Source organism: Phenylobacterium sp., from assembly GCF_046590535.1.
Lineage (GTDB): Bacteria > Pseudomonadota > Alphaproteobacteria > Caulobacterales > Caulobacteraceae > Phenylobacterium.
In genome coordinates, this window is record NZ_JBKJTG010000124.1 from 1 (window position 1) to 10,013 (window position 10,013).

The following is a 10,013-nucleotide window of genomic DNA, read 5'->3' on the forward strand; positions in this document are numbered from 1 at the left end:
TCCGAAGATCGGAAGCGTCCAGCGGACCAGACGGTCCAGGAGATATGAGATGCGCCACGGCAACGCCCACCGCAAACTGGGTCGGACTTCCGCCCACCGTACCGCCATGTTCGCCAATATGGCGGCGAGCCTGATCAAGCACGAGCAGATCGTGACCACCCTGCCGAAGGCCAAAGAGCTGCGCCCCTTCGTCGAGAAGCTGGTGACGCTGGCCAAGCGTGGCGACCTGCATGCGCGCCGCCAGGCGATCAGCGTGGTGCGGGACGTCGAGCAGGTCGGCAAGCTGTTTGGCGTGCTGGGCCCCCGCTACGCCGAACGCAACGGTGGCTACATCCGCGTGCTGAAGGCGGGCTACCGCCACGGCGACAACGCGCCCCTGGCCGTCATCGAATTCGTCGACCGCGACCCGGCTGAAAAGGGCAAGGACTCCGGTCCGGTGGCCTCCGCCGGCTTCACCGAAGACTGAGCCCAGCGCTCAATAACGTTTCGATCAGCCCCGGAAGGCAACTTCCGGGGCTTTTCATTTGCGCCGGTGTCAAAGGCGCGGCTTAGCATCGGCTGATGATCCCAGCCCTTCGCCTCATCTGCGTCCTCTGGTCAGCTCTGGCGCTGGCGGCCTGCACCACCGTCGCGCCGCCGCGGGACCCCGGGGCGGCGACCACCATCCTGATTTCCATCGATGGCTTCCGCCCTGACTATCTCGACCGCGGGGTGACGCCCAGGCTCTCCGCCCTGGCGGCGGACGGGGTGCGGGGCTCCATGCGGCCGTCGTTCCCGTCGAAGACCTTCCCCAACCACTACACCCTGGTCACCGGCCTCAGGCCGGACCGCCATGGGGTGGTGGACAACACCATGGAGGACCCGACGATACCGGGGGTCACCTTCCGGATATCCAACAAGGCTGCCGTCACCGACGCGGCGTGGTGGAACGACGCGACGCCCATCTGGGTCAGCGCAGAGCGGGCAGGGGTGCGCAGCGGGACCATGTTCTGGCCGGGGTCGGAAGCCGCGATCCAGGGTGTGCGGCCCAGCCTGTGGGCGGCTTTTGACCAAACCAAGACCTCGGCGGCGAGGACCGACCAAGTGCTCGCCTGGCTAGACCTGCCGCCGGATCGGCGGCCGCGGCTCATTACGCTTTACTTCGACCTAGTGGACAGCGCCGGCCACGACGCCGGGCCCGACTCCGCCCAAGTGAACGCCGCGGCGGCGGAGGTCGACGCGGCGGTGGGGCGCCTGGTGGACGGCCTGAGCGCCCGCGGCGTTCGCGCCAACTTGGTGATCACCGCCGACCACGGCATGGCGGCCACCTCGCCGGATCGCCGCATCTTCGCGGACGACGTCCTACCAGCGGGCGCCGCCAGGACTCCGGCCATGGGGGCCTTCATGACGGTGGCGCCGAACGCCGGACGCGAGGCTGAGGTGGAACGCGCGCTCCTCAGGCCGCACCCGCGGATGCAGTGCTGGCGCAAGGGCGACATCCCCGCCCGCTACCACTTCGGGACCCACCGCCGGATTCCGCCGATCTTCTGCCTGCCGCAGACCGGCTGGGAGATCACCACCCGCGACTTCGCCGCCAGGCAGACCAGGCCGTCGCTGGGCGCCCACGGCTTCGATCCCTTTGATCCCGAGATGGCCGCGATCTTTGTGGCCCACGGCCCGGCCTTTCGACGTGGCGTCACCCTGCGCCGGTTCGACAATGTCTCGGTCTATCCGCTGCTGGCGCGCCTGACGGGCGTGCGGCCAGAGCCAAATGACGGACGTCTGGCGGACCTGCGGGAGGCGCTTGCGCCCTGAGGGCGGCGGTATCTGGAGGGGAGACATATCCAAGCGGCATGTCCGGGTATCTTGACAGATAGTTGCAAAAATACGCAAATATAGCAGGATTTCACAAGAGATAGCCGCCATGGCCGCCGCGACCCTGATGTCCGCCGTCTTCTACCGCGATCCCAAGGCGGCGCTGAAATGGCTGGAAACGGCCCTCGGCTTCCAACTCGTCATGCTGATCGAGGATGCGGACGGAAATCTCGCGCACTCGCAGATGAGCCACGGGACCGGCGTGGTGATGGTCGGGAGCGAGTGGAGCGCGGACACCAAGAGCCCGGCCTCCGTCGGCGGCAAGAACACCCAGACGGTGCACATCCAGATCGAAGATGCGATCGACGCCCACTGCGAGCGGGCCCGGGCCTCAGGGGCGGAGATCATCGCCGAGCCGCAGGACCAGTTCTACGGCGACCGCACCTATCGGTGCCGTGACCCGGAAGGCCACATCTGGACCGTCGCGCAGAGCGTCCGCACTGTAACCCGCGAGGAGGCGGAGGCTGCGTCGGGCCTGAAGATCACCGGCTGGGTATGAGCGCCCAGCCGCAGATCGACCGGACCCTGGCCGCCTTGGCCGATCCCCATAGGCGGCGCGCGGTGGACCTGCTCAGCCAGCAGCCGCGCTCGGCCGGCGAGCTGGCCCGGGAGCTCGACCTGACGCCACCGGCCATGAGCCGGCACCTGAAGACCCTGCGGGCCAGCGGGCTCGTAGAGCAAACCCACCCGGCGTTCGACGCCCGCGTGCGCATCTACGCCCTGAGGCGTGAACCCATGGTCCACCTGCTCCGCTGGCTCGAGGAGAGTGAGCGGCTGTGGAGCGAACAACTCGCCGCGTTCAAGGCCCACGTCGAGCGCGACGCATGACCTCCAAGGTATTGGTGGCGCTGCGGGTGAAGGCCGCGCCGCAGCGGGTGTTCGACGCCTTCGTAGGTGAGATCGGCGCCTGGTGGCGGCCCAACAGTCTCTTCCAGACGACGCCGCGGGCGCCCGGCGTGCTGGCCTTCGAACCCGGTCAGGGCGGCCGGCTGACCGAGACCCTGGCCAGCGGCAAGGTCTTTACGATCGGCCAGATCACCGCCTGGGAACCGCCATCCCGGCTGATTTTCTCCTGGCGGCAGGCGAACTTCCCACTGGATCTTCATACCGAGGTCGAGGTGACCTTCCAGGCTTTGGGTGAGGAGACCCGGATCAGCGTCGAGCACCGCGGCTTCGACGGCGTGCCGGCCGACAGCGTCGCCCGCCACGGCTTTCCGGACCCTGTGCTGCTCCTTCGCCTGGCGGAGTGGTGGCAGGCCCAGCTCGGCTCGCTTGGCGCAGTTGCGTAACGCTGTTGCGTCAGTTCCCGGTTGTTTTCATATGGTCCGAGGGGAGCCCGGCCTACCCTCTAAGGCCCGCGGACGTGGCGGTTTGAGTTCAAGGATGCTCTCGTGACCAAACCTGCCGTCTCCCGCCAGCCTGCCCGCACGCCGGCGTTCGGCTTCATCTTCACCAGTGCGCTGCTGAACTCGATCTCGTTCGGGATCATGATCCCGATCCTGCCGAACCTGATCAAGGAGTTCACCGGCGGCGACACGGCGGCGGCTTCGGAGTGGAACGTCCTGTTCGCCTGTGTCTGGGGCGTCATGCAGTTCGTCTGCGGGCCGGTCCTGGGGCTGATGTCCGACCGCTGGGGCCGCCGGCCGGTGCTACTGATTTCCCTGTTCGGCCTGGGGGTGGACTTCATCGTCATGGCCCTGGCCCCCACGCTCTGGTGGCTGTTCTGGGGCCGGGTGTTCAACGGCATGACGGCGGCCAGCTTCTCAACCGCCAACGCCTATCTGGCCGACGTCACCGCGCCGGAGAACCGCGCCAAGGCGTTCGGCTGGATGGGCTCGGCTTTCAGCTTCGGTTTCATCATCGGCCCGGCGATCGGCGGGCTCCTGGGGGAGTACAGTCTGCGCCTGCCGTTCTATGCCGCAGCGGCTATAACGCTCGCGAACTGGCTCTATGGCCTGCTCATCCTTCCCGAGTCCTTGCCGCCCGAGAAGCGCGCCGCGCGCTTTGAGTGGCGGAAGGCCAACCCGCTGGGATCGCTGCGGCTGTTGCGCTCGCAGCCCGGCCTGCTGGGCTTGGCCGGGGTGGGATTCCTGTTTCAACTCTCGCACATGGTGCTACCGGCGATCTTCGTGCTCTATGTGGGCTACCGCTACGGCTGGACGCCGCAGGTGATGGGCTTGAACTTTGTGGCCACCGGAATCGCCGGGGTGATTGTGCAGTCCTTCCTGGTGGGGCCGGTGGTAGCGCGGATCGGCGAGCGGCGGGCCGTACTGCTGGGGGCTGCGGCTGGGGTGGTCGGGTTCGCCTGGTACGCCGCGGCGCCCACCGGCGTGATCTATCTCGTGGCTGTGCCGATCTTCGCCATGACCGGCTTCCTGATGCCCGGTTTGCAGGGGCTGATGACGCGCCGCGTCGCGCCCCACCAGCAGGGGCAACTGCAGGGCGCCAACCAGAGCCTGCAAGGGCTGGCGGCGATCTTCGGGCCACTGATCTTCGGTGAGACCTTCGCCTGGTCGCTGCGCCAGGGCCTGGGGCTCCAGATGCCGGGACTGGCGATCTACCTGGCCGCCGCGATGCTGGGGCTGGCCTTCCTGCTGGCGCTCAGGACCGCGCGTATGCCGACGGCGCCAGAGCCAGCACCGGCGTGGTCGCCCCTCCCTGTGGCCGCCATCAATGCGCCTGAAAACCGCTGCAAGAGTGACGCTTGATCCTGCGCCCCCGGAGAGCCCATGCGCGTGCGCTACGTCCTGATCCCCACCCTCGCCCTCCTGGCCGCCGCACCCGCGGCCCTGGCGCAGCCGATCTTCGCCGAGCCCAACCGCGCGCCGCCGGCCGGCGCCATCACCATGAAGCAGTCCTTCGCCCCCGTGGTGAAGCGGGCCGCGCCGGCGGTGGTGAATATCTCCTCCAAGCGCATGGTGCGTCAGCAAACAGACCCGTTCTGGGAGATGTTCGGCCGCGGCCAGCCCCGCGCCCGGGTTCAGGGCTCGCTGGGCTCCGGTGTCATCGTCCGCTCCGACGGGGTGATCGTCACCAACTACCATGTGGTGGAAGGCGGCACGGAGATCACTGTGGCGCTGGCCGACCGCCGGGAGTTTCCCGCCCGGGTCCTGCTGTCTGATCCGCGCACCGACCTGGCGATCCTGAAAATAGAGGCGCCCGAGCGCCTGCCCGTGCTGCCCATCGACGAGACCGGCGACAACGAGGTTGGTGACCTGGTGCTGGCCATCGGCGACCCCTTCGGCGTCGGCCAGACGGTGACCAACGGCATCATCTCGGCGCTGAACCGCACCGCCGATCCCACGGGGGACTCGGCCTCCAGCTACATCCAGACCGACGCGGCCATCAATCCGGGCAACTCCGGCGGCGCGCTGATCGACATGGACGGCGACCTGATCGGGGTGAACAGTTTCATCCTCTCGCGCTCCGGATCGTCCTCGGGCGTGGGCTTCGCGATCCCGGCGGCCGTGGTGCGCCGGGTGGTGGAGACCGCCGTGGGCGGCGGGCGCGCCGTGGTGCGACCCTGGCTGGGCGCGCGCACCCAGACCGTGACCCCCGACCTGGCGCGGGGCCTCGGCCTCAGCGTGCCGCAGGGCGCCATCGTGGCTGACCTTTGGCCGGGCGGACCGGCGGCGCGGGCGGGGCTGAAGACGGGCGACGTGGTGCTGCAGGTCGATGGCCGGCCCGCGACGGACACCGCCACGCTCAGCTACGCCATCGGCAATCATCGCCCCGGCGACAGCCTGCCCCTGCTGGTGCGCCGCGACGGCCGGGAGCTGACCCTGACCCTGCGGGCCGAGCCGCCGCCGAACACGCCCGAGCGCGACCAGCGCACGCTCACCGGCCGCCACCCCTTCGACGGCGCCACGGTGGTCAACCTGTCGCCGGCGGTGGCCGATGAGCTGGGGGTCGACCCCTACGGCCCGCCCGGCGTGCTGGTCACTGGGATCACCCGCGGCCTGGCGCTCAACGTCGGCCTGCGCCCCGGCGACAGGGTGCGCGAGGTCAACGGCGTGAAGATCACCACCGTGCGCGCCCTGGCCGACCTGATCGCCCAACCGCAGCGGACCTGGCGGGTGACCATCGAACGCAACGGCCAGACGGTGACCGCCACCTTCTCGGCCTGACCCGGATTTCCATGCTAAGCCGCACCCCATGGCCGACCTCTTCGAAGCTGCGGGCCTGACGCCGCAACAGCCGTCGCCGCCCATGGACGGGCCCTTGGCCGACCGGCTGCGGCCGCAGACGCTGGGCGAAGTGGTGGGCCAGGACCACCTGCTGGGCGACGGGGGCCCGATCGGTCGGATGGCGGCGGCGAAGCGGCTGTCCTCGATGATCCTCTGGGGCCCGCCCGGCACCGGCAAGACCACCATCGCCCGGCTGCTGGCCAAGGAGGCGGGCTATGAGTTCCAGCAGCTCTCGGCGGTGTTCTCCGGGGTCGCCGACCTGAAGAAGGCCTTCGAACAGGCCAAGATGCGGCGCTCGGCGGGGCAGTCGACCCTGCTGTTCGTCGACGAGATTCACCGCTTCAACCGCGCCCAGCAGGACGGCTTCCTCCCCTTCGTGGAGGAGGGGATCGTCACCCTGGTGGGGGCGACCACCGAGAACCCGTCCTTCGAGCTGAATGGGGCGTTGCTGTCGCGCTCGCAGGTCTATGTGCTGCGGCGCCTGGACGACGAGGCGCTGTCGACCCTGCTAGAGAAGGCCGAGGCTCACGAGGGCAAGACCTTGCCGTTGGAGCCGGAAGCGCGGGAGGCCCTGACCGCCATGGCCGACGGCGATGGCCGCTATCTGCTGACCCTGGCCGAGACCCTGTTCAACATTGGTACGGCCAAGCCCTTGTCGATCAAGGCGCTCGGGGAAATTCTTCAGAAGCGCAGCCCGGCCTACGACAAGGACCGGGAGGAGCACTACAACCTCATCTCCGCCCTGCACAAGTCGATCCGGGGGTCCGATCCGGATGCCGCGCTGTACTGGCTGGCCCGCATGCTGACGGGGGGCGAGGACCCGCTATTCATCGCGCGGCGGCTGATCCGCGCGGCGATGGAGGACATCGGCGAGGCCGACCCCATGTCGCTGGTCCTGACGAACGCCGCCAAGGACACCTACGATTTCCTGGGCTCGCCGGAGGGCGACCTGGCGCTGGCGCAACTGGTGGTCCACCTGGCCGCCGCGCCCAAGTCCAACGCGGTCTATGTGGCCTACAAGGCCGCCATCCGCTCGGCCAAGGAAACCGGTTCCCTCATGCCGCCGGCCCATATCCGCAACGCCCCCACCAAGCTGATGAAGGACCTCGGCTACGGCAAGGGCTATGCCTACGACCACGACGCCGAGGGCGGGTTCTCCGGCCAGAACTATTTCCCCGACGGCATGCCGCGCCAGAGCTTCTACCAGCCCAAGGACCAGGGCTCGGAGGCCCGCATTAAGGACCGGCTGGAACGTTGGGCGGCCATCCGGGCCGAGCGCGAGGGCAAGTGAGGCCACCGCCCAAGACCAAGGCCGAGCCCAAGCCGGTCACCCTGAGCACCGACGAGATCGCCCTGGTCCGTAGCCTGGTGATCTATGAGGACCCGCACATTCTGGCCTTGAACAAGCCGGCAGGGCTCTCCAGCCAGGGCGGGCGCGGGCAGGTCCACACCCTGGACGAACTGCTCTGGGCCTTCGCCAAGCCCGGTAAGGCGCGGCCCCGGTTGATCCACCGGCTGGACCGCGACACTTCGGGCGTGATCCTGACGGCCAAGACCAAGCCCGCCGCAGGATTCCTCGGCAAGGCCATGATGGCCCACAAGTTTTCCAAGACCTATCGGGCCATTGTGACGCCCGGCGCGCCCGATCCGACCGGCGGGACCATCGAGGTTCCCCTGCGCCGGGACGAGGCGGGTCGCGAGGCCTTCATGCGGGTCTGCCCGCCCGACCACCCGGACGCCGAGACCGCCAAGACCCGGTACAAGACGCTGTCCTCCAACGCCTTCGCCGCCCTGTTGGAGCTGTCGCCCGACACCGGGCGAATGCACCAGCTGCGGGTCCATCTGGCTTCCATCCTGCGGCCAATCTCCGGCGACGCCCGTTATGGCGGGGCGCTGGCGGTGGGGGGGCGACCCGTGCCGCGGCTGATGCTGCATGCCGGGGCGCTGTCTTTCCCGCACCCGGAGGGCGGGACCAGGCGGATCGAGGCGCCGACGCCGCCTGACATGGCGGCCCTGCTCTCGGCGATTGGTCTGCCCGAGCCCTGATCGGAACGCTGACCCCGCCAGGCCGTTGTCTCGCCAAGCCCCGGAAGTCTTTCGACTTTCACCAGACAACGAGACCGCCCGATGAAACGCCTGCTGCTCACCGCCGCCCTCTGCGCCAGCCTTGGCGCCTGCGCCAGCGCGCCCACTGTCTACTCCGCCGCCAATGGGCCGCAGGCCGTGGGCTTCTCCGACTACCGGATCGAGCCCGGACGCTATCGCGTGACCTTCCGCGGCGGTCCCGGCGCGCCGCCCGAGCAGGTGGCCGACTACGCCCTGCTGAGGGCCGCCGATATCGCCTTGGCCGACGGCTATGACTGGTTCCGGGTCTCGGATCGGACGATGCGCCAGGCCGGCGCCAACAACGGCCCGCGCGTGTCGCTGGGCACCGGCGGCGGAAGCTATGGCCGCGGCGGTGGGGTTGGTATCGGCCTGGGCACCAGCTTCGATCTCGGCGGCGGGCCATCCCTGGCCCAGACCATCGAGGTGGTTATGGGCAAGGGCGAGAAGCCGCCGGGTGCGGACGTCTATGACGCCCGGGGCCTGCGCAGCGCCATCGGTCCGCGCGCCTAAGCCGCGGGCTGTTCCAGCACCTGGTCTGAGCGCGCCGCCTTGAGCGAGGCGTGGGTGAAGCCCGCGACCTCGGCGACGTCCAGATAACCTTCCGACGGCAGACCGTGGATCATCAGGGCGGGGGAGCGGCCGCGCGCCTGGGCGGCGATGTTGAGCATCTGGCTGGCGACCTGACTGTCGGTTCCGCCCAGGTCGACGGCGGCGACGGTCAGCCCCTGCAGCCGCGCGCCCTTGACCGGTCCGGTGACGTCGCGGCCGGGCTGCAGGCGGGCGAGCACGCCCTTGCAGAGTTGGCCCACCAGGCCGGTGACCTCCAGCAGCCGAGCTTCCGGCGTGCCGCGATCGACGTCGATCAGCTCCACCATGACGCTGGCCCTCACGCGATGGGGCGGCAGACCCTCCGTGCCGATCAGGGCCTGGCGGCCCTTGCGGGTGGAGAGGGTGCGGAAAGAGAGCGGCAGGATCAGCGGCGGATGCGGACCAGCGTCGGCGCCCACGAACAGGGCCGCATAGTCCAGGGACGCGCGGTCGACGAAGGCGATGTCGTCGTCGGAGAGCTTAGCGAAGGCCCGCGACGGGATCACCCGGCCGCTGGCGATGTGGGTGACTGTGGGTTCGATCCGCAGGGCGGCGGTCACCTTGTGGCGCAGGCTGACCGCCGCCTCCAGGCTGAAATCGATGCGCAGGTTCTGGCCCGATGCGGTGACGAAGGAGATCGGGTTGCGGCGACGCTCCTCGCCCGGATCGACGGCGGCATAGGCCGAGACGGCGATCACCTCCTCGGGCGGCGCGGGCTTGTGGGCGGTGACCCGGGCCGGGTCGATCTCCGAACAGGCCAGTTCCTCGCCGTTGATGGCGCTGACGGCGCGGACCTTCATGTGGTGGGGATCGGCGACGCCCAGAAAGAACAGCAGGGCCTCCTCCAGGATCTTCAGGCTGACCGCCTGGGCCGCGACGCCTTCCTCCGAGGTCATGGCGACCAGGAAGTCGGTCTCGCCGATGCGGTGGCGGATGTCCTGATAGGCCAGATGCTCGTCAAACTTCTTGCCGAGATAGGCCCAGACCGCGTCGCGCTTGCGCGGCCAGCGCTCGCCGGAGCGTTTGCGGATCGCCTCGACGCTGATGATGGTGACACAGCCGCGTTCGACCAGATCGGTCCCGGCAAGGCGATCAAGCGCCGCCGCCGCGCCGCCGACGGTGATGCGTTCGATACTGTTGGTCTCGTCAGACGACACGCAGGCGCAGCCACTAAAACCAGTCTCTTGCGACACTATGGCCATCGTGGACTTAACCAGGCGTTGCAGTGAAACTTTCCTCGTCTCGACGCCGCGAGCGGGCCGCTGCATAAGGGCGCGA

General features: G+C 69.1%; 11 protein-coding genes. 10 read left to right on the forward strand and 1 reads right to left on the reverse strand.

The genetic code is table 11. The features are described from left to right. The first annotated feature begins 49 nt into the window (after positions 1-49). The 10 genes from rplQ (at position 50) to ACLL81_RS07500 (ending at position 8,657) form a co-directional block, all read left to right on the forward strand. Positions 50-466, forward strand: a complete 417-nt coding sequence (rplQ, locus tag ACLL81_RS07455) for a 50S ribosomal protein L17 (RefSeq protein WP_411287716.1) — start codon at positions 50-52, stop codon at positions 464-466. Positions 467-561: 95 nt separating this feature from the next. Then, positions 562-1,794, forward strand: coding sequence for an ectonucleotide pyrophosphatase/phosphodiesterase (locus tag ACLL81_RS07460; RefSeq protein WP_411287717.1), 1,233 nt, complete (start codon positions 562-564; stop codon positions 1,792-1,794). 109 nt (positions 1,795-1,903) lie between these two features. Next, positions 1,904-2,353 carry a VOC family protein gene (locus ACLL81_RS07465; protein WP_411287718.1) on the forward strand — a complete coding sequence of 150 codons (450 nt, stop codon included), beginning with the start codon at positions 1,904-1,906 and terminating at the stop codon, positions 2,351-2,353. Then, positions 2,350-2,682: an ArsR/SmtB family transcription factor gene (locus tag ACLL81_RS07470; RefSeq protein ID WP_411287719.1), complete on the forward strand. Its 333-nt coding sequence runs from the start codon at positions 2,350-2,352 to the stop codon at positions 2,680-2,682. Before ACLL81_RS07465 ends, ACLL81_RS07470 begins: the two co-directional genes overlap by 4 nt. Continuing rightward, positions 2,679-3,143: an SRPBCC family protein gene (locus ACLL81_RS07475; RefSeq protein WP_411287720.1), complete on the forward strand. Its 465-nt coding sequence runs from the start codon at positions 2,679-2,681 to the stop codon at positions 3,141-3,143. Before ACLL81_RS07470 ends, ACLL81_RS07475 begins: the two co-directional genes overlap by 4 nt. A gap of 102 nt (positions 3,144-3,245) precedes the next feature. Beyond that, entirely contained in the window at positions 3,246-4,562 is a 1,317-nt protein-coding gene (locus ACLL81_RS07480) for a TCR/Tet family MFS transporter (protein WP_411287721.1), read from the forward strand. 21 nt (positions 4,563-4,583) lie between these two features. Then, entirely contained in the window at positions 4,584-5,981 is a 1,398-nt protein-coding gene (locus ACLL81_RS07485; protein ID WP_411287722.1) for a Do family serine endopeptidase, read from the forward strand. Positions 5,982-6,009: 28 nt separating this feature from the next. After that, a complete protein-coding gene (locus tag ACLL81_RS07490) occupies positions 6,010-7,332 on the forward strand; it encodes a replication-associated recombination protein A (protein ID WP_411287723.1) in 1,323 nt (440 codons plus the stop codon). Next, positions 7,329-8,087: an RluA family pseudouridine synthase gene (locus ACLL81_RS07495; protein ID WP_411287724.1), complete on the forward strand. Its 759-nt coding sequence runs from the start codon at positions 7,329-7,331 to the stop codon at positions 8,085-8,087. Before ACLL81_RS07490 ends, ACLL81_RS07495 begins: the two co-directional genes overlap by 4 nt. An 81-nt stretch (positions 8,088-8,168) precedes the next feature. After that, positions 8,169-8,657 carry a CC0125/CC1285 family lipoprotein gene (locus ACLL81_RS07500; protein WP_411287725.1) on the forward strand — a complete coding sequence of 163 codons (489 nt, stop codon included), beginning with the start codon at positions 8,169-8,171 and terminating at the stop codon, positions 8,655-8,657. Here the strand turns inward: ACLL81_RS07500 and ACLL81_RS07505 are convergent. Beyond that, positions 8,654-9,892 (reverse strand): hypothetical protein, encoded by a 1,239-nt coding sequence (locus ACLL81_RS07505; protein ID WP_411287726.1) that lies wholly within the window; start codon positions 9,890-9,892, stop codon positions 8,654-8,656. The genes ACLL81_RS07500 and ACLL81_RS07505 overlap by 4 nt on opposite strands. Positions 9,893-10,013: the final 121 nt, after the last annotated feature.

Bases quoted from the DNA above. Each gene is read 5' to 3' on its own strand.
- rplQ (WP_411287716.1), top strand. From the start codon at position 50: ATGCGCCACGGCAACGCCCACCGCAAACTGGGTCGGACTTCCGCCCAC.
- ACLL81_RS07460 (WP_411287717.1), top strand. From the start codon at position 562: ATGATCCCAGCCCTTCGCCTCATCTGCGTCCTCTGGTCAGCTCTGGCG.
- ACLL81_RS07465 (WP_411287718.1), top strand. From the start codon at position 1,904: ATGGCCGCCGCGACCCTGATGTCCGCCGTCTTCTACCGCGATCCCAAG.
- ACLL81_RS07470 (WP_411287719.1), top strand. From the start codon at position 2,350: ATGAGCGCCCAGCCGCAGATCGACCGGACCCTGGCCGCCTTGGCCGAT.
- ACLL81_RS07475 (WP_411287720.1), top strand. From the start codon at position 2,679: ATGACCTCCAAGGTATTGGTGGCGCTGCGGGTGAAGGCCGCGCCGCAG.
- ACLL81_RS07485 (WP_411287722.1), top strand. From the start codon at position 4,584: ATGCGCGTGCGCTACGTCCTGATCCCCACCCTCGCCCTCCTGGCCGCC.
- ACLL81_RS07490 (WP_411287723.1), top strand. From the start codon at position 6,010: ATGGCCGACCTCTTCGAAGCTGCGGGCCTGACGCCGCAACAGCCGTCG.
- ACLL81_RS07500 (WP_411287725.1), top strand. From the start codon at position 8,169: ATGAAACGCCTGCTGCTCACCGCCGCCCTCTGCGCCAGCCTTGGCGCC.